This window comes from Dulcicalothrix desertica PCC 7102 (genome assembly GCF_003991905.1).
GTDB lineage: Bacteria > Cyanobacteriota > Cyanobacteriia > Cyanobacteriales > Nostocaceae > Dulcicalothrix > Dulcicalothrix desertica.
Genome location: NZ_RSCL01000015.1, coordinates 221,579 through 241,797, shown reverse-complemented (window position 1 = coordinate 241,797; position 20,219 = coordinate 221,579). Strand labels below are relative to the sequence as shown.

The 20,219-nt window shown below is 39.6% G+C and carries 15 protein-coding genes, 1 tRNA gene and 2 pseudogenes; 11 read left to right on the top strand and 7 right to left on the bottom strand.

The annotated features are described in order from the left end of the window. Nucleotides 1-568 precede the first annotated feature (568 nt). Nucleotides 569-650: transfer RNA gene (locus DSM106972_RS29590), tRNA-Leu, on the bottom strand. Nucleotides 651-730: 80 nt separating this feature from the next. After that, the gene (alr, locus tag DSM106972_RS29585; protein ID WP_127084045.1) at nt 731-1,915 is read right to left on the bottom strand and encodes an alanine racemase; all 1,185 of its coding nucleotides are present in this window, start codon (nt 1,913-1,915) and stop codon (nt 731-733) included. 450 nt (nt 1,916-2,365) lie between these two features. Between alr and DSM106972_RS29580 the strand changes: the two genes are divergently transcribed. From DSM106972_RS29580 to DSM106972_RS29570, 3 genes are all read left to right on the top strand, one after another. Further along, nucleotides 2,366-2,863 (top strand): HNH endonuclease, encoded by a 498-nt coding sequence (locus tag DSM106972_RS29580; protein WP_019495718.1) that lies wholly within the window; start codon nt 2,366-2,368, stop codon nt 2,861-2,863. Nucleotides 2,864-3,335: 472 nt separating this feature from the next. Further along, the gene (locus tag DSM106972_RS29575) at nt 3,336-4,607 is read left to right on the top strand and encodes a DHH family phosphoesterase (RefSeq protein ID WP_127084044.1); all 1,272 of its coding nucleotides are present in this window, start codon (nt 3,336-3,338) and stop codon (nt 4,605-4,607) included. A 93-nt stretch (nt 4,608-4,700) separates the two neighbouring features. Beyond that, a complete protein-coding gene (locus DSM106972_RS29570; RefSeq protein ID WP_127084043.1) occupies nt 4,701-5,849 on the top strand; it encodes a SpoIID/LytB domain-containing protein in 1,149 nt (382 codons plus the stop codon). Between the two features lie 9 nt (nt 5,850-5,858). On the opposite strand, the gene DSM106972_RS51600 is transcribed toward DSM106972_RS29570, so the two are convergent. From DSM106972_RS51600 to DSM106972_RS29560, 3 genes are all read right to left on the bottom strand, one after another. Further along, nucleotides 5,859-6,005: a hypothetical protein gene (locus DSM106972_RS51600; protein ID WP_158632894.1), complete on the bottom strand. Its 147-nt coding sequence runs from the start codon at nt 6,003-6,005 to the stop codon at nt 5,859-5,861. A gap of 123 nt (nt 6,006-6,128) precedes the next feature. Continuing rightward, the gene (locus DSM106972_RS29565) at nt 6,129-7,379 is read right to left on the bottom strand and encodes a hypothetical protein (RefSeq protein WP_127084042.1); all 1,251 of its coding nucleotides are present in this window, start codon (nt 7,377-7,379) and stop codon (nt 6,129-6,131) included. A gap of 81 nt (nt 7,380-7,460) precedes the next feature. Continuing rightward, complete coding sequence (locus tag DSM106972_RS29560) at nt 7,461-7,802, bottom strand: hypothetical protein (protein ID WP_170213610.1); 342 nt, start codon at nt 7,800-7,802, stop codon at nt 7,461-7,463. Nucleotides 7,803-8,126: 324 nt separating this feature from the next. Between DSM106972_RS29560 and DSM106972_RS29555 the strand changes: the two genes are divergently transcribed. Together DSM106972_RS29555 and DSM106972_RS29550 are read left to right on the top strand one after the other, a co-directional pair. Next, nucleotides 8,127-9,548, top strand: a complete 1,422-nt coding sequence (locus DSM106972_RS29555; RefSeq protein WP_127084041.1) for an NF038122 family metalloprotease — start codon at nt 8,127-8,129, stop codon at nt 9,546-9,548. A 44-nt stretch (nt 9,549-9,592) separates the two neighbouring features. Continuing rightward, on the top strand, nt 9,593-12,232 hold the full coding sequence (locus DSM106972_RS29550) for a two-partner secretion domain-containing protein (protein WP_127084040.1): 2,640 nt from the start codon (nt 9,593-9,595) through the stop codon (nt 12,230-12,232). A gap of 46 nt (nt 12,233-12,278) precedes the next feature. Here the strand turns inward: DSM106972_RS29550 and DSM106972_RS29545 are convergent, their stop codons facing one another. Beyond that, a complete protein-coding gene (locus DSM106972_RS29545; protein WP_127084039.1) occupies nt 12,279-14,525 on the bottom strand; it encodes a GumC family protein in 2,247 nt (748 codons plus the stop codon). A gap of 401 nt (nt 14,526-14,926) precedes the next feature. Here DSM106972_RS29545 and DSM106972_RS29540 point away from each other — a divergent pair, with 401 nt between their 5' ends. Both DSM106972_RS29540 and DSM106972_RS29535 read left to right on the top strand, forming a co-directional pair. Further along, entirely contained in the window at nt 14,927-15,142 is a 216-nt protein-coding gene (locus DSM106972_RS29540) for a hypothetical protein (protein ID WP_127084038.1), read from the top strand. A 351-nt stretch (nt 15,143-15,493) separates the two neighbouring features. After that, nucleotides 15,494-15,841 (top strand): hypothetical protein, encoded by a 348-nt coding sequence (locus tag DSM106972_RS29535; protein WP_019495708.1) that lies wholly within the window; start codon nt 15,494-15,496, stop codon nt 15,839-15,841. A gap of 17 nt (nt 15,842-15,858) precedes the next feature. On the opposite strand, the gene DSM106972_RS29530 is transcribed toward DSM106972_RS29535, so the two are convergent. Continuing rightward, the gene (locus DSM106972_RS29530; protein WP_170213609.1) at nt 15,859-17,094 is read right to left on the bottom strand and encodes a BaiN/RdsA family NAD(P)/FAD-dependent oxidoreductase; all 1,236 of its coding nucleotides are present in this window, start codon (nt 17,092-17,094) and stop codon (nt 15,859-15,861) included. Between the two features lie 401 nt (nt 17,095-17,495). On the opposite strand from DSM106972_RS29530, the gene DSM106972_RS29525 reads away from it, so the two are divergent. From DSM106972_RS29525 to DSM106972_RS29515, 4 genes and pseudogenes are all read left to right on the top strand, one after another. After that, the gene (locus tag DSM106972_RS29525) at nt 17,496-17,660 is read left to right on the top strand and encodes a hypothetical protein (RefSeq protein ID WP_233787667.1); all 165 of its coding nucleotides are present in this window, start codon (nt 17,496-17,498) and stop codon (nt 17,658-17,660) included. Between the two features lie 706 nt (nt 17,661-18,366). Next, nucleotides 18,367-19,518, top strand: a pseudogene (ltrA, locus tag DSM106972_RS29520) (group II intron reverse transcriptase/maturase); the annotation flags it as partial. Nucleotides 19,519-19,596: 78 nt separating this feature from the next. Continuing rightward, nucleotides 19,597-19,923, top strand: coding sequence for an HNH endonuclease (locus DSM106972_RS55020; RefSeq protein WP_267901172.1), 327 nt, complete (start codon nt 19,597-19,599; stop codon nt 19,921-19,923). A gap of 83 nt (nt 19,924-20,006) precedes the next feature. Then, nucleotides 20,007-20,219, top strand: a pseudogene (locus DSM106972_RS29515) (Uma2 family endonuclease); the annotation flags it as partial.

Below are 20,219 nucleotides of genomic sequence, written 5' to 3'. Positions count from 1 at the left end.
TTATCAACCATAAGCACTTTTACTATTTATGTTGTTATTTTTACAGCACTGAGTCATATTTACCTTTGTATATTTATTTTCTAGAGATTTTTATTCAGTAAAATTAAAGACTATGGGCTTTAAATCAATATAAAGTTTTATTTTATACAATTTTAAAATACTTCGTTGCTCAGGTTAAGTTACTGTTCAAAGTTAACAAGCATTAAGTATCAATTAAGAAATAATGCTTATATCAAAATTATAATCAATCGTCTAGACTTGACTTAACATCTGTTTGTGTTTTTTCCGACAATATTTTCTGTATTTGTATAAAATTTGCTACTTGTTATTTTCTTTAGTCAGGTGTAATAAAATCCTAGAAACCGGGTTTCTTATTACAATCTGTAATAAAAATGAAGATTTTGCTTAGAAACCCGGTTTCTTGTGACTTCGCAAAATCTTAGAAACCCGGTTTCTTGTTACAATCTGTAATCAAAATGAAGATTTTGCTTAGAAACCGGGTTTCTAGTTACTTACACAATAAAACCTGGCAGTTAGTGTTGCCAGGTCTTAATGTTTTTTAACTAAATGCGGATGAAAGGACTTGAACCTTCACACCTTACGATACTAGAACCTAAATCTAGCGCGTCTGCCAATTCCGCCACATCCGCATCAGTTATAAACAATAACACAATAAAAATGAAATGGGAATACTAAATTACAAATTTCCCAAAGTAGAGGACGTGGTTAATCACGTCTCTACTGCAACACGAGGCAAACGGTGTTTGAAAGAGCAGAGAATTTCCCAAGATATGGTGTTTAGCTCGTTTGCCCAGTCGTCGGCAGTAATTTGTTCGTTTTGGTCTTTACCCAATATGGTAACGATTTCGTTTTCTTGAATATCTGGGATGCTGCTGATATCTAGCATAATTTGATCCATCGTAATGGCGCCTATTTGAGGAATGCGCTGTCCTCTAATTATCACCTGCATTTTATTGGACAAATTACGGGGAATACCGTCAGCGTAACCAATGCCAACCACGGCAATACGCATATCGCGAGAAGCTATATATTTATAGCCGTAGCTTACACCAGTTCCAGCCTCGATAGTTTTGACTTGGGTAACGCGGGCTTTGACTTGTAGAACAGGTTTAAGATTTACATTATGCAAATGCTCTGCTGGGTAATGTCCATAAATAGCTAACCCCACTCGCACCATATCGTAATGTAGTTTCTTACTAACGAGTGTTCCGGCACTATTGGCAAAGTGCAAACTGGGTATTGTGATACCGCTAGCTTTAATTTGGGCAATTGCAGCCTCAAACCGTTCATGCTGAAGGTTCATAATGGTAGGGTCTGGACTGTCAGCAGTTGCTAAATGCGAATAAATACTCGCGATACGCAAGCGAGGTAAGCGAGTTACCAACTTAACGAATTCCCCAGATTCCTGCCAATTAGTTCCTAAACGCGACATTCCTGTATCTAGCTTGATATGCACAGGTAATGAAGAATTATAATTAATTGCTTCTAACGTATCGGAAAAAACTAAAGCTTGTCTGGGACTACACAACGTTGGTTGAAGTTGCCAATTCGCGATTGCGTGTATTTGTTCAAAGGTTTGTGCGGCGCCTAATAGTAAAATCGGTGCAGTAATCCCTGCTTCGCGCAGTTGAATACCTTCTGGAACTGTCGCAACTCCTAACCAACTGGCGCCAGATGATAACGCGACTTTAGCGATAGTAACTGCTCCATGACCATAAGCATCAGCTTTAACGACCGCCATTAACTGTGTCTGTGGTGCCAGCAACTTCTTTAACTGCCTAACATTATGCTCCACGGCGCCTAAATCAATTTCCACCCAAGCACGTTGCTGCATCCAAGAATAAGTATCGCAATCCTTCTGAGCAATACCCAAAAACTGCTCATTACTCAACATATCCATATAACTCCTACACACCACACAATCACGTCACCCTTCATTGAATGAATATTACTTGAATATACAAATCACTCCCAGCAACTCCGAATAATTTGGAAGTTTAACCCTCAAAACTAAATTCGGGCAAGAGCAAAGCGGTATATAACTGTAACAAACTGTGACAATCCTCAATCTATATAAAAATATTTTTACGACAATATATGTAATAAAAATCACATAAACTTTTTATAGATAATTGCGTAAAAAGCCGTGTGAATGCGAATGTTGAAGCTAAAGGCAATCAACACTATGAGACTGGAGTTGTATCTAAAATATCTTAATCTTTAAATCTATCTCAGTCTTTCCAGCTTTTAGAATCACTTGTCGTATGTATAAATTGTGCTACTCTGGCAAACTGGGTTATATTTGTGTTAATATATGTAAAACTAATACCTTGAGCTTTGATCAATGGGGAAGGTCTTAGTATTAAACGCCTCTTACGAACCGCTTAACATTACAAGCTGGCGCCGTGCTGCTATCTTGCTTATCAAGGGCAAAGCGGAACAGGTTGAGCATAATGGTAAATTTCTTTACGCTGACTTCCCACTGCCTACCGTCATTCGGTTGAGGCATTATGTCCGCGTACCTTACAAAGAAATTCCCCTTACTCGTCGGAACTTACTACATCGCGATGGTCACTGCTGTCAATACTGCGGTTATTCCGGAGATGAATTGACGTTAGACCACGTTATTCCGCGCTCCCGTGGTGGTGGAGACAGTTGGGAAAACATTGTAACGGCCTGTGTTCGCTGCAATGTTAGAAAAGGCAGTCGTACACCACAAGAAGCTAATATGCCTTTACGGCATACGCCAAGAAGACCTTACAGCAGTCTTTATTTTGAGGTGAGCAAACACCTTAAAACAGGAACGCATAAGGAATGGCAGAAATATGTAATCGGTCTCTAATACTACAACAGTTTGTTAAGAAATGTAAAGTAGTGGAGAGCAATCGATAACGTTCGCACAGAATGCGAGTTGAGCGACGAACTTTTAGAGTTTAGCAGAGAAAATCGTCGTAGGCAACTGCTGTGTTGAAATATTTTTATTTTGACGATATTTGGCGCGTCTTCTTGAGGCGCCTAGTTCACTCTTGTGATTGACTTATTGGCTAAAATATATACTAAAGGGTTATCGTGCTTAGGTTTGGTGCGATAGATATACTGCTGTTGAGCGATATTGCCTAAAAAGGTTCAGTCTAAATGTATATTTAACTCAAGCGCAGTGATGTATAAGACTGGCATAATAGATGGTGCCAAGCTTAGAAATTTTTGCGAAAATTATAAGTGTGTGGCGATTCATAGTGACTGACGGTGTCACTGGTGGTAATTATTTTATTAACAGAGATAAGGAGCCTCACCCAATCAAAAACAAATTTTATATGCAACTAAACTCTTCCCTTTCTCAGCTTGAGAGTCTAACCTTGACAAACGATTCACATTCTGAAGAGACAGACCTAGACATCGAACCCCTGGTAAGGCAACCGACTAATGGATCAAACACTGAAAGTGGCTTTGTCGGACAGCAGCGCAATAACTACCTAGCGTACCAGAAATCAGAAGAACTACAGCAAACGTTAATGGGGCGCCGACACGAGCGTCATTTAATAGTATTGCAAGATTTTCCTGACCCAGATGCGTTGTCATCAGCTTGGACTTACCAGTTAATAGCCCAGCAATACGATATCAAGTGTGAAATAATTTACGGGGGCACGTTAAGTCACCAAGAAAACATCGCATTAGTCAAGTTAACGGGTTTACCAGCACAACGTTGGACTCCACCAACGCTAAAAACAAAAGATTTATCACTTTATCATGGCTTTGTACTAATCGATAACCAAGGAACCACCTCACAGTTATTATCGGCAGTTGTCCAAGCAAAATTGCCGCTTGTAGCAGTTATCGACCATCACAGTTTGCAAGGAGAACTTAAGTCAGAGTTTACAGATATACGTCCTTCGGTACGAGCAACCGCAACAATTTTTACTCAGTATTTACAAACAGGGTTACTAACCCTTGACAATAGCGTTAGTCAACATGTTAAATGTGCTACTGCCTTAATGCACGGCTTGCGTTCTGATACCAATCGGTTGATGCAAGCGCAGGAGGAAGATTTTATGGCAGCAGCATATTTGAGTAGGTTTTACGATGCTCAACTTTTAAACGCTGTATTACAAGCGAATCGCTCGAAACGGGTGATGGATGTAATTGAGCGGTCATTAAAAAATCGAATCGTTCAAAACAACTTTTCGATAGCTGGAGTTGGGTATTTACGTTATGACGACCGTGACGCAATTCCGCAAGCAGCAGATTTTCTGGTGACAGAAGAGAATGTCCATACTGCTGTGGTGTATGGTATAGTTCACGACGAAGACGAAGAACTCGAAGTAGTTATTGGTTCGTTACGAACAAGCAAACTGACTTTAGACCCCGACGAATTCATAAAAGAAGCATTTGGGCAAGACAGTAGCGGTAGATTTTTTGGTGGTGGACGTACCAGTGCAGGTGGATTTGAAATTCCAATGGGCTTTTTGTCGGGAGGGAACGAAAATTCCGCTTATGCCAGAATGAAATGGGAAGTTTACGACTCGCAAATCAAGCAGAAGTTGTTGAGACTAGTAAACCCAAAGGATAATCCAATTCAGTCTGAATAACATTTTTTGTAGAGACGTTACATGTAACGTCTCTACGTGTAATAGGGAATATATATATGTATAGAGGCGTAGGAAAAATATTATTATATAAACATGAAAATCCAAGTTAACTTTGCTTCATTATTGTCCCAGTTTAAAGCCCGTCACTGGTGGTTTGGGATTTTGTTATCTATAGCAATGGCCGCTCCTGCTCAAGCATCAGTAATTTTGCGTATCGCAATTGAGCAGAACGTTAACCAAGTCCGAGTCGGTAGTTCTACAACTGCGGTTGTAAAGGATGGTAGTGGTCGGACGCTAGGACAATTACCAGCAAACAGCGCATACTTTGCTCAACCTGTACCTGGAGGTGGAGTTGCGTTAGATAAATGGCGTTCAGGTTTGTTTTGGATTGAGCCAACTGGAAAAGGGTATGTTTTTATTGGTGACAAGTGGTATCGAGGCAGAACTTTAGTAGTTCCAACTGGTCAAGGTTTAACAGCGGTTAATTGGATCGATTTAGAAGAGTATCTTTACAGCGTTATTGGTGGTGAAATGGACGCACGTTGGCCCCAAGAAGCACTTAAAGCACAAGCTATTGCCGCACGGACTTATGCTATTTACAGACGCGAGCAAAATCGCAATGACCCAATTTTTGATTTAGGGGACACTCCAGACAAGTGGCAAATATACAAAGGAATAGTAAGCGAATCTCCTAGTACACTAGATGCAGTCGATAAAACAGCGGGTCAAGTGTTAACTTACAACAACCGAATAATTGAGTCAGTATTTCATGCTTGTTCAGGTGGACATACCGAGAATGTCGAAGATGTTTGGGGAAGAAAAGAACCTTACCTGCGGGCAGTACCAGACTTTGACCAAAATATTCCTGAGTGCAGTTGGCAACGAACTTTTACAGCAGCAGAAATTGGTCAACGTTTTCCTGAAATTGGTAAAGCCAAGCAAATGGCAATAGAAACAGTATCGTCCTTTGGTAGCGTTAGGTCGCTACGTATTGTCGGTGATAAGGGTACCAAAGTATTACGTGGTGAAGATGTACGGACAGCGCTCAAACTCAGAAGTACCCGCTTTACAGTTGCTAATGCGCCTGGTGGTAGCTTTTTACTTCAGGGTCGAGGTTTCGGGCACGGTGTAGGCTTGAGTCAATGGGGCGCCTACAACTTAGCATTACAACGTGCAAATCACTTGCAAATATTAGCTTATTACTTCCGAGGTGTAGCACTCTCACCTATAAAAGCAAGATAGGAAATAGTGCTAAGTGCTGAGTTTTGAGTGCTGAGTGCTGAGTGCTGAGTGCTGAGTTCTAAGTTCTGAGTGCAAAGTAGTAATTCCTAACTCCTGATTGTTACTTAGGGACTTCCAAATAAAAAAATCTCCAATATCTTTTTGTGGAACGGGCATCCTGCCCGTTCATTGAAAGAAGGCGGGCAAGGATGCCCACCCCACAAGATTATTACCCACAAGATTATTAATTAATCATGTAAAGTCCTAACTCCTAACTCCTAACTCAGCACTCAGCACTTTTTACTCTTCCAAACGTTTAACTTCTTGGTCAAGTAAATCGGTTTCTGTGGAATAAGCTAGATTTTCGTTACCGATAAACTTGTTAGCGGCAAACTGTTGTGCAAAGTTGATTTTATTTTGTAACTCTTGGCTAATGCTAGATAGCAATTTGGCACGAGAAATTCGTTCGGAGTTTCTTTCAGTGATTTTAGTATTACGCCACTGAATCCAAAAATACCGAATTAGCGGTATAACTAAAAATCCGGTACCGTAAGCTAGAAGCAACCAGTAAATACCTTGAACAAATCCGACAAGTCCACCTAACTTGGCGGCAACTACACCACCACGTAGTAAACTACCAAGAATTAAGGCGCCTACAAAGTTAGCAATACCCAAACCAGCACTCAGCATAATTTGTCCAGAAGTTGCGGCGCTAAACTTCCATTTCAACTCTTCAAGGTAAGATGCTATAGCATGGCGCCGTTTTTTAACTGCACTTACTTGTAACTCAGGAAAGTAATAAACAATTTCTCCAGAGGGACTAACTTGAGGTTGACCGTTGAACCGTGTCAACGTTGGAAGCATGTAATCTTCGTATTCTTGCTGGTACTTTTCGCCGATATTATCTAAATATGGTGATATTTGCTCTGCCACAACGGCGCCGCGATTTTCACTTATAACTGTAGCAATTTCCTGCCAGCGACGTTCCTCTAAATTCGCATTCGGATTACCATCACCGAATAAGAACGAGAAAACAGCCTCGAAGAAATTTAGCTCACGTTTCTCACGGCGCCGCTCCCGATAATGACTATCGTAATTAGGGCTAAGAAACCACCAAAAATTAGGGAAGTAAAAGAAACTTCCTCCACTAGAACCCCAATCACCACCACTATTACCACCATCATCACGGTTAGACATGGCAGTAATTATCAAAAATATAGCAATAGTTATTAAAGCAATCGAAGCAACCAGAAAAATACCGAAAGAAATTCTAATTATGTAAAATAAAATACTCCAAACTTTATTCCACCATTCCTGCAACTTAAGCTTAAAATACTTGTCGCGTAGGATATCACGGAAGTTTTTAGGAAATAAAAATACAATATCACCAGTATCAGCAACTTGTAAGTGACCTCCAGCATCGGATGCAAGAGCTAACAAACCTTGATTGGCTTGTCCAACGTTTAAACCAACTTGGGTTGCCACATCACCAACGGTGACACGGTACCCTAATTGTTCAACAGCCCGCATTATCGAAGGATTGGGAGCCATTTTTTGGTCTCCTGTTAAAATTAACTCTATTTCAAGTATAAAGTTTGATTTTCAATACTGCCGGGTAGTTGCTACATAGTATCAACGTGCTTCTAACTTTTTGACACGCTGCTCTAAGTTACTTACCTGCTGTTTGAGTTCAACTACTAAAGTTGCTAACCTATCAAACATTTGGTCACGCTGTGACTGCGTTGTTGTTCGACGCGCGGGTGCTGGTAAGGTTGGTGAAGTACGTCCTCCTGGTGAAGGTAGTGTACGATTTGTTTGGGCTTCAAGATTAGCTAAACGAGACTCCAAGCGATTAAAATCGGCTTGTAGGTTATTTAAGCGAGATTCGATAAGCTGTGATGAAGCGGTTTTAGCGAATAAACCACTCCAAAGTATGATGGCTAAAAGCAATGCCATCATCAACCGTCCAAGCATATTGTTCGGGTTTAGATGAATTTTTTTTGGGGAAGTTAATAACTTGAATTTATCGTATTTTAATTTTTGAAGCTACATATATATCTTTAGGTTGAATTGTAGATACCTCCAAAATTTATTTGGACACAAATCATAAAATAGTATGATAAAAGCAGCTTAAGTATGTATTTTCACTTAAACAATTATACGTTAATGTCTAATTATCGAATAAAGATTAGTAATTAATTTAAATAAAATTCTTCTAAATTAAATAAGTTTTAAACAAAATTAAATTATATTATGAATATTCCAGCATAAAAATTATAATTTTATACAGGCAATAAAGTGAAAAATATTAGTTTCAACATTAATAGTTTGTATTTAAAAGTTATTCTTGCTTTTACAGGAGTTATAGCAAGTAGTGCCTCAGCGAATGCTCTTACCTTCAACTTTAATTATGCACAAGGAACAACACTAGAGCAAATGGTGGGTTTTGAAATGGCTGGTGGAATCTGGTCATCACATTTATCGGATAATGCAAGTGTTAATATCTACGTCGAGATGACAAACGACTTACCAACGAATGTTATTGGTGGTGCGCTTCCTGGAATAGCAGCAAATCAAACATATACTAACTGGCGAAATAATTTACAAGCAGACATCACATCTGCTGATGACACCAGCATTTTTAACAACTTACAAGATGAAGTAGACAAGTTTACTGCTTATATCGATGGTTTTAAAGTCGATAATAACGAAGAACTGAATATGACTCGTGCCAACGCAAAGGCACTAGGAATGTTGAATGGCAATAACAATGCTCTTGATGGTTATATACTCATGAGTAACTTATCAAGCTTACCTGTGAGTTGGAATTACGATTTTCTGAATAACACCGTTCCCAATAACAAATTGGATTTCTTGAGCGTTGGAGTTCACGAAGTTGGTCATATTCTTGGCTTTGTGAGTGGAATTGATAGACCAGGATGGTTAAGCCAAAAGACGCAATATAACCAGAATAATATAGATGATTTTTATTCCAGCTTAACAGGTACTTTAAACAACGTTACCCCACTGGATATGTTCCGTTATTCGCAACAGAGCGTTGCAGCAGGAGGAGTTTCTGAGAATTGGCTTGACCTATCCATCGGTGGTAATCCTTATTTCTCTGTTGATGGTGGTCAAACTTCTTTAGCTTATTTCGCAACAGGAGAAAATACTAGCTTAGGTGGTGATGGTGAACAAGCAAGTCACTGGAAACAGGAAAGTAATGTATTAGGCATTATGGATCCATTACTGAATGTAGGTCAGAGACGAAGTATCACAACTATTGACAGACGCGCGATGGATGCCATTGGTTGGGATTTGGGACAAGGTAATATTAATTATACGACTTTACATGGTCAAGCTAAAGAGCGACTAGCACAGCGAATAGGTAAAACAGTAGCTTGGCTTGATGCAAACCCCATCGCAGCTGCTCAACTTCTTAGTCAAAATCGCGACCAAGACGTAGCAACGATGATTGATCAAAGCCAAATTTATGAGTGGGGTCCTGTAACTTGTATCCGTGGAACCCCAGGCTGTTGGCGCCAAGAAGGTTTCTGGCAAAATTATAGCTGGCAAACTTTAAATACTCAGGGTAAAGCGACAAAAACACCAGAACCATCGTCATTTATTGGCTTGTTGGGGCTTGTTGGGCTGGGTTTGGTTTCTCGAAAAAAGCTGTCACGCCCAAAACCGTCAAACAATATTAATTCATCAAATTAAGTGGTAATACTTATAATGTCAATAATAATTATTACTCCATTTCCATGAATAAATTCCTAGTGTTTGTCCTCGTCTCCGGTTATCATTTAGGTTCTTTAGCCAAAGCCGAAATTATACCCGATACGACTCTACCTAGCAATTCCATCATCCAAACGAACGGGAGCGTCAACGAGATAACAGGTGGCACAATCATTGAGAACAAGTTACTTTTTCACAGCTTTGAGAAATTTTCCATTCCCACAGGAACAGAAGCTTATTTCAATAACCCCCTTCAGGTTGAAAACATATTTAGTCGGGTAACTGGTTTATCAGCCTCTCAGATTAATGGTTTAATTCGGAATAACGGTACTGCTAATTTATTTCTTCTCAATCCCCAAGGCATTATTTTTGGTTCTAATGCTTCTCTTAATATTGGTGGTTCTTTTATCGCTACTACAGCCAACAGTATTCAGTTTGCTTCGGGTAATTTTTTTAGTGCGACAAACCCTCAAGCTCCCCCCTTACTAAAGGTTAGTGTTCCTATTGGCTTACAATTTGGCAACAGTGCAGGGGATATCGTTGTGCAGGGAGTGGGGAACAGTCTTAGTATTGATTTTGATACTTTTGCGATTAACAGGCAAAATCGTCCTGTGGGACTTGCGGTGGCGCCCGGTCAAACTTTAGCACTAGTTGGTGGTAATGTTTTGCTAGAGGGAGGAAATCTCACGGCAACGGGAGGACGAGTAGAGGTTGGTAGTGTTAATCAAGAGGGAACGGTTAAGCTGACAAGCACCAATCCAGGATGGGCATTTAGCTATGAAAATATAAATAATTTTAAAGATATTAAACTATCGCAAGCTGCTTCGATTGATACCAGTGGTAATGGTGGTGCAATTCACATTCAAGGTCAGCGTATTAGCCTGATTGATGGTTCGGCAATGCTTGCAAATAATTTTAATGACGGTGCCGCAGGAATTATAACCGTCAAAGGTTCTGAATCAGTAGAGGTTATTGGACAGGCTTCATATAATCCTTTTTATGGAGGTGTATTTACTGATGTTGCTCCGGGTGCTACGGGAAATGGAGGCAATTTAACGATTGAAACCAGGCGCCTATTAGTTGCGAATGGTACTCAAATATCAAGTGGCACATTTAGCTCAGGAAATGCAGGCACTTTAACAGTTAAAGCTGAGAATGTGGAACTTATTGGCGCCACTCCTTTGGGAACAAGTGGTTTGTTTGCGCCAGTTGCCCCAGGAGTTTCAGGAAATGGAGGGAATATCAACATAGAAACCGGACGTTTGTTAATCACTGATGGCGCCCAAATAGTTGCCAGTAGTTTTGGTTTCGGGGCTTCGGGAAATGCTGGAAATGTAATTGTAAAAGCTGTAGAGATTGATGTCAATGGCTCTAGTCCTGGAAATTCGAGCGGTTTATTTGCTAGTGTTCTGCCTGGAGGTACAGGTAATGCAGGCAAATTAATTCTAGAAACTGGAAAATTGCGAGTCAATGATGGTGGATTGATATTAGTTAGTAACGATGGTTTTGGAAAAACTGGTGAGTTAACTATCCGAGCTTCAGAAATAAATGTAACTGGTTTTAATCAATTCAATCCAAGTCTGATAGAGACAACTGAGGGGTTAGACGGTAGCAGTGATGGAGGACGATTGACCATTGAGACAGGAAATTTAGAAGTTGCGAACGGTGGTCAAATAGCAACTGGAACCTTTGGCGCTGGAAATGGGGGGGAGTTAAACGTTCGAGCTACTGAGATTCGGCTAATTGGAACTACAGAAAAAGGTCGTAGTGGATTATTTGCAAGCAACCTCATTGGAACTGGAGCGGGAGGTGATATCAATATTGCTGTAGATAAGCTAATTATTCGAGATGGAGCAACTATTAACGCTAGTAATTTTTCTAGCATTAACCCAAATGTTCCGCCAGGACAAGGAACATCTGGAAATATAAATGTACAAGCTAACGTTATTGTGCTTGATAATAAAAGTATTATCACCACAGAAACATTGGGAGATAAAGGAAACATTAATCTTCAATCTGAAAAAATTCAAATGCTTCGGGGTAGTAAAATTACTACGAATGCACGAGGCAATGGAATAGGAGGTAACATTTTCATCGATACTGATTTTCTCATCGGCGTACCTCGACAAAATAGCGATATCACTGCAAACGCTCAACAAAGTTTTGCTGGTCAAGTTGTAGTTAATGCTAAAGCTATCTTTGGGACAAAATTTCGCCCCTCATTGACACAAGAAAGTGACATCACAGCATCTTCGGAAGCTGGTGTAAAATTTAATGGAATTGTGCAAATCAATATCTCTGATACAGATTTTTCTCAACAAGGATTATGGATACCGGAATCTACATTTAATGATTCCTCACAGCAAATAGTTGATGGTTGTAGAGGTGATAAGACCAACAGTTTTACTATTGTTGGGCGCCAAGGCTTACCTGAAAATCCCACCACTCGAATTCAAGGTCAAGTACTATGGCAAGATTTGCGTATTTTTCCTAATAAAAATAGTAGACGCACTCAGTCGGTGACAGAAAAGCAAATATCGACCATTAACAATCAAGAATTAATTGAGTCACAAGCATGGATTAAAAATGTTGATGATGAAATCGAATTAATCGCAAAGGCTCCTACCACTGTTCAAATTCCTAAGAATCAAGGATCATGCAATTGAATAAATAGCAACCCGGTTTCTGTGCGTAAGTGCTAACTTCAAGAAATCAATTATTGGTGGCTTGATTGGCTATAATGCCGATTAAGTTGAGGTTTTCTAGAATTTCTTTGGTTTGGGTAAGTTCGGTACGAGTTATTTGACCCAGACGGGCAATTATGACTATAGCGTTACATAGCGTTGCTAAAATTCTTGCGTCTACTGTATTAAGTATTGGTGGAGCGTCTACTAATATGAGGTCGTAATTTTGCTCGAATTCGTTTAACAGTTCTTTCATGCGTCGCGAACTTAGTAGTTTGACTGTATCTTCGAGTCCTGGGGGGCCTGCGGTTAGTACATCTATTGATGGATGGATTGGTTGAATGTAGTTTTTAAATGTTGAATGTGCTTCATCGACTAGTAAAAGTGATAGTCCCCATTCATTTTGTAGGTCGAGGTATTTATGTAAACTCGGTTCGCGTAGGTTTGCGTCAATAATTAATACTCGATGGTGTGTTCGTGCAGAACTAACGGCAAGTCCTAATGTTACTGTTGATTTTCCCTCACCGAAGTTAGCTGACGTTACCATCAATGATTTATATGGTAAAGGTGAGTTGAGAATGTTGATATTTTGATATGCCATATCCAGGTTTTCGTGCGATGGCAAAGAAGCTACTGACAAACCCCCCATTCTCGTAATCAGTACTTCAGTACTGCAATCCGTTAATAAAGCTCGCTTACGTTTATAATTCTTACCTAATTTAGGGACTACTCCCAATAAGCGTAAATTACTAATTCGTTGCAGTTCATATGATGTGTGAATTGAGTCGTTGAGCATTTCTAAGATTAGTGCTACAACAATACCAATTATCGGCGCCGCAATAGCACCGTAACCCAGTATTAATGAGCGACCACTACCAGTATATATTCCACGTTCCGGCGCCTCTAATGTTTGCCAGTCAAAACCACCTTGAGCAAGTATTAAACTTAGTGACTGCTGCGTTTGCATTAATTGTTCAAGGGTTTTACGGTTGGTTTCAACTTCAGGTAGCAAACGATTGTATTCTGCTATCAAACTAGGATATTTGGCTAATTCAGCTTGTAAACGCTTTTCGGAGTTTGATAAACTTTTTTCGTTCGCTTCTAAACCAAGTGCAGTTGTTTGCACCTGTATGACTTCTTCTGCTAACTTAATATCAACTTCTGCCATTTGCCCTTCAGCTAATAATGACTCATTAGAGGCAGATTGCTTCAAAGCTTGACTTATTACTGCGTCAATTTCTGAATTTTTTAGTTGCGAAGCTTTTTTCCCTGTTTGGAAAGCTAACGCACGGGTAACTTCTTGTTTGAGCAATGCTAATTGATTTTTTCGCTGTTGGACTAATTTCTGTACTACTGGAGAGTCATCTGTGTAGCGAATTCGCTCTCGCGCTAAACTTAGCTCGGTTTTTTGAATCTCATTAAGTAATGTTTGATACCTTGTAGATTGACTTAAGCGCGACGAAATTATGGCACTACTTGGTGATGCTGCTAGCTTATCTTGCAACGCTGCATATCTAGCTTGCACATCTTGTAATTGTGCGCGTGTAGTTTGTAACTGCTTCTGAGTATCTCCCAGATTTTCTAAAAGAATTTTTGATTGCGCTTCTGGGTCAAGTATATTATGTTTTTTACGGAAAGCTTCTAAATTACTTTCGGCAGTTACAACACTACTTTTTACCTTTGGTAAACGTTCGTTAACAAACGTCATCTCTTTAGTTAGTCGCTGCTTCTGCTGTTCAATATTATAATCTTGGTATACTTTAAGTAACGTTTGTAGTACTCGTTGTGTTTTGATGGGGTCGTCATTTTTATATTTGATTTCAAATACTTGACTAGGGGTACGGTTTATTCCAGTCCCTGACTCTACACGAGCAACGGTGAGAGGTGGTTTTTTACCTTTTTTGCCTTTTATGTCTTCAATTTTAATATCAGGATAATCGGGACGTAATATTACAACTGCTTTTTCTATCAACTGATTACTTCGCATTAACTGTAACTGCGCTGTATAGTCTACTACCTCCACATTTGGGTCTGTAAAGTCGCTATTCGCATCAGTTGGGTTATTAGATGATTTTGTGGTATATAAATTTGGACTGACAAGTAGTTGCATCGAGCTTTGATAATTTGGTTTTGCAAGAAACGCCAAAATACTTGCTGTTGACATAACTGCACTTGCTACACCCAGAATTAAAATGCGGCGCCGGAGTATAATTTTGAATAATTGCCTGATATCAACTGTATACACTCGTTCTTTTTCAACATTCTTAATAGCCACAAATAAACCCCTTTTTAATTTTTGTAGGTTGGGTAAAACCCAACGTATATTATTAAACTTTTATTTACGTTAATAAGCCTCCAAATTTAAACATAGATGGAATCCAATTATAGTATTGACTGTTAAAATGTCATCAGTACATAGATAGAATACTAATTATACCTATTTATATAAATACTTATTATTGCACCAACTACACGCTCGCAACTCCATTGTTTAGCCTTTTCATAATTATGTGTATAATAAGGACGACATTGTTTAGTTAAATTTAAATGAATCCTTGGACACGTGCCAAGTTGATATACAGCAGATTTTAGGTATATGAGGTACATACATAATGTTTAAAACGTCGTAGAGACGCGATTAATTGCGTCTCTACATGTACCGCATGAACATGAAATTTGCTGTATGAATCTTGGTTAATTAGCCAGCAGACTAATACTTGTTTATATAATTACCATCAAGAACAACTTCAAGCTTATATTGCATGGGTTGCGAATGAACTATTTACATTACCTGCGAGGTTTTTTCTTAAACCACCAAATGCAAGAAAGCTTAAAATATTTGTAAATAAATTTACTAAAAAACCTGTTGCCGATAAGTTTGGAAGATGGTAAAAAAAGGTACTGTTTTGGGGAGCAATGAACCGTTCTGAAAACGAGGAGGCAGTTATTATATTCGCTCTCGCAGTATTATAAATATTTATGACAAAAAGACTCAGAGTACAAATTATATGTGCTAGGCGCCAATCCTTCATCAAAAATACTTAGACTAGTGTGTAACAATATTGTCATTACAGGATTTATTGAAAACCCGACGAATTATTTTGAGCGAGCAGTAGTTGGAATAGTCCAGTGAGTAATAATTTCAAAGAATGGATAAAATTGATTCAGGAATTTTATAGTATGTAGTAGCATAAGTAAAAGATAGGTAGAGAATTAGGCAGTCTAAGAAATACTACAATTACAATGACCGACACAACTAACGAACGTTTGGACTGGACAGAAGCTGGACTCGATAGACAAGTCGATGTCAATGCTGATTTACGAACATCAGTAGAGATATTGCGAAATCGGAACGAATCGCTACAAGCGACTGTTGCGGATTTGAGATTTAAGGTCGAAGCTTTAATGTCTATAGCTTTACAGCAGCAAAAGAATTTTGGACTTGTCGCTGAGGAGTTAAAGCAGCAAAAGCAAGATATTTCTCAACTTACCAAGTTTCAATGCAATACGAATCAAGCTATAGACAAAGTTGGAATCATTTTAGAGAAAATGGTTATCCAGCAGTCAAAGGAAAAAGGCATTGACTGCTAGTTTGGGGAAAATAAAGGTTAATTTTCGTTAGCTATTGCCGAACCAGCTAAATATCCGGTAGTCCAAGCACTTTGAAAGTTAAAACCACCGGTTACACCATCGATATCGAGTACTTCTCCAGCAAAGTGTAATCCAGGAACTAGTTTACTTTCCATTGTTTTAAAGTTAACTTCTTTAAGCTGAACACCACCACAAGTGACGAACTCATCTTTAAATACACCTTTACCGTTTACAGGAAATTGTCCTTGAGTAAGTTCCTGAATGAGTAAATTGAGTTGTTTTTTGGAAAGTTCTGCCCAGCGAGTTTCAGCACTCTCAACTCCTGCACGTGTTGCCATATATTGCCATAAACGGTGAGGTATATCTACACCACGATGTAATAAAATTGCGCGTCTTGGTACTTCGTCTTTGACTGCCAGTAATTTTTGTCGTAGTTCTTCTTGAGTAAATTGCGGCAACCAATTAACAGACAAATTTGCCTGATATTTACTAGAGTGTAATACACGGGCGCCCCATGCTGAAAGTTTGAGTACAGCAGGGCCACTAACTCCCCAATGCGTAATTAACAATGCTCCGGTTTGCTCTAATTGATTATTTCCTGGAACAGTCAAGCGCAACTTAACAGGGTTAACGCTTACACCTGCCAATTCTCGTAAACTTTCATCACGAACATTAAAAGTGAATAGTGAAGGAACAGGTGATTCGATATTATGTCCAAAGGACTGAGCAATTTTATAACCTACCGGATTACTACCAGTCGCCACTAACAAACGGTCAGCTTCCAATGTATCACCCGACTTGAGAACCACCTCAAACCCTTTGCTTAACTTATTTACAGACACAACGGGTGTACCTGTGCAAATTCTGATACCTACATACTTAGCAGTTTCCATCAAACAATCAACAATAGTCTCCGAATTATCGGTAGTCGGAAACATTCGTCCATCAGCTTCAGTTTTAAGTTGAACACCATGTTTATTGAACCAAGTTACAGTATCTTGAGCTTGAAACTTAGTAAAGGCGCCAATTAAAGCTTTACTTCCTCTAGGATAGTTTTGTGTCAGCACTTTTGGGTCAAAACAAGCGTAGGTAACGTTACATCTCCCACCACCCGACACACGTACCTTCGACAGCAGTTGTCCACCAGCTTCCAACAAAATAATTTCTGCTAAAGAATTTGCCCTAGCAGCAGCAATGGCGCCGAAAAAACCAGCGGCGCCTCCCCCAATTACAATAATTCTTAAAGGTCGCAACGCGAAATCCCTATACAATTCCAACTGGACAATACCACACTAGCTTTTTTTGGCGCATTTGAGCGAATCTACTACCCCATGTCATTAATTTTAAGTGTTGTAGCACAGGCCGAAAAGCCTGTGCAGTCATGTACTTTTATTTACCACAACGGCACAGAGAAGACAGAGAAAAGAAAAATAAACCACAAAGAAAGAATTATTTATAAGCCTGTTTAAAAGTTTGCACAGAGATAATCATTAACATTGTCAAAGAAGATGGCGCCAGTTTAACATCTGTCCTAGGCATTCACCAATAAATATTTACTTGAAGGTATTTTATTACTAAATAGCAAGCGGGAATCTACTCTTCTACCATCTACAATGAGGAATACAACCTCAATTTATGAAGGAGGTGCAACAATATGGTACGACAAGTTACACAAGAAGAAGCCGCCGATGATTTGGTTATTTATCCGGACAGCGACGGTGAGCCGATGGCACAGAATACACTACAGTTTAACTGGATTGTGTGCGACACGAAGGCGCACGAAGGTTTGGAAGCCCCTACAGATAAGAGCTTCCTCTAGATGAGTAAGGAGCCGTCTCCTTCAGCAAAGTGTCCAAAGCTGTTCCTAACTTCCCCATGCATTATTGGTAACGATGGTGTGTGAAGCGGGGAGTAAAGCCCAAGGAAGCATTTAGCCTAAAAATGTAACCGGGCAAAGGAAAAAGGTGGATGGGTGAATGTAAATGAACCCTTGATGAGGCGTCGTCAATAAAGGTCACTGAAAAGGCTGATACAGTGATATGAGTAAATGTACTGAAGAGTTGCAAAACATTCATACAAAGGTTCAACTCCACAATCTAGTTGAACTCGGACACCAACTACTCCGGCGTAAAGAGGGCATCCCATCCAATTGAGTCTCATCCGTGCGAAACGTGATAACCCCTATGGAGTCTGAGAACCAAGAAATTCTTAGTAAGCGACCCGCAAGGGAAGTCCAATTCTCCAGAGGGTATAGGATGCTCCCAAAAGCGAACGCCACCATACTGAAAAGTAAAGGGAATCCATAACCTGGTGGATAAGGCGAATGCCTAGCCCGAAAGGGTGCAGATGGGGAGTAGGTGAGTCTCTCGAAGACCGTTGTAATAATTTTAAACCGAGGTGCAAGTTAGATGCAGGAAACTGTAAACGGAACCAAAGGACAAACCGATTGGAATTGTGTTAATTGGCGTAAGGCTAACCGGATTGTTAAAAATTTGAGACATCGAATCAAATGAGCCAAAACTGAAGGCAACCTTAAAAAGGTTCGCTCGCTCCAGAAATTAATGCTACGCAGCTATTCTAACCGATTAATTAGTGTTAGAAAAGTGACGCAGCAGAATCGAGGGAGATATACGCCAGGTGTAGATAAAGTAGTAATTAAAACTGCTACTGCCAGGGGAAAATTAGTTGATAAAATCGCTAATTACTCTCCTTGGAAATCATTGCCTGCAAGAAGAGTGTATATACCAAAAGCGTCGGCAAAACAGCGTCCTTTAGGAATTCAAGTGATACATGACCGTGCCATACAGGCAATGGTAAAAAATGCCTTAGAACCCGAATGGGAAACTATCTTTGAGCGGTCAAGTTACGGTTTCCGACCTGGGCGTAGTCCCCATGATGCAATTGCTAGCATTTATAACCTAGCCCGTCCAAATAAACTCAAGAAATGGGTGATAGATGCAGATATACGGGGTTGTTTTGATAACATTTCTCATGATTTTCTGCTAGAGCTTTTAACGAGTTTTCCAGCTCGTGAACTAATTAAACAATGGCTCAAAGCGGGATACATAGAAGAGGGTACATGGCATCCTACAGATGCTGGTACTCCTCAAGGTTCTGTTGTCAGTCCTCTATTAGCTAATATTGCATTGCACGGTATGGAATCAGCCCTTGGAGTTAAATACAGTAAAAAGGGTACAATTACTTCAAAAAGGGCTTTGGTGAGATTTGCAGATGACTTTGTGGTGTTTTGCGAATCCAAAGAAGATGCAGAAAATGCTGTTAAAATCCTGAAGGATTGGATGAAGCCTAGGGGTCTTACCCTATCAGAAGAAAAAACCAAAATAATACATCTAAATGAAGGATTTGACTTTCTGGGATTCAACGTCAGACACTATAAAAATTCAACCAGTAAAACTGGATTAAAACTGCTAATTAAACCGAGTAAAAAATCCGTGTCCAACATACGGAGTCATCTGCGTACTGAATGGCGTAACTGTAAAGGTATACCAATAGATGCAGTGATTAAAAAGCTCAACCCAATTATTAGGGGAGAAGCTAACTATCTCCGTATTGGTGTATCCTCAGAAATTTTCAGTTCCCTCGACCACTGGCTGTATGAGAAGCAAAAGAGGTATGTCAAACATACTCATCGCAACAAATCCGATAAATGGCGTAAGGATAAATATTGGGGAAGATTAAATCTTGATAGGCCAAACGACAATTGGGTGTTTGGTAATAAAAAAACTGGTGCCCATATGTTGAAATTCGCCTGGTTTCCGATTAAGAGACATATCTTAGTTCAAGGAAAATCATCACCTGATGACCCCAATCTCAAGGATTATTGGAGAAAACGAGAAGAGGCTAAAGCCGAATCTGAACTAGTCAAAAGCAGACAAAAGATAGCACATCGGCAAAAATATGTCTGTCCCATATGTGGAGATTCCTTGTTTAATGGTGAAGAATTACATCTTCATCACAAAAAGCCGAAAAGCCAAGGCGGTGGGGATAATTATGGCAACTTACAACTCGTTCACTTGTACTGCCATCAACAAATACACTCTGGAACAGTGAGTAGTCCATGACTTGCTTGAGCCGGATGCGGTTTAAGTCGCACGTCCGGTTCTTAGGGGGCGGGATTATAGCGATATAATCCTGCTACCCGACCAAAATTAAAGAAGGTTTAGAAATATTATTTGCATCACTTATAGATGTATTTGTTGCAGGAGACTTATTCTGGTATCCAGTCAAAGGCGACAATAAAATTAAATATGCACCTGATGCAATGGTGGTGTTTGGGAGACCAAAAGTATATAGGGGTTCATATTTACAGTGGGTTGAAGGCAATATTGCGCCACAAGTTGTATTTGAAATATTATCA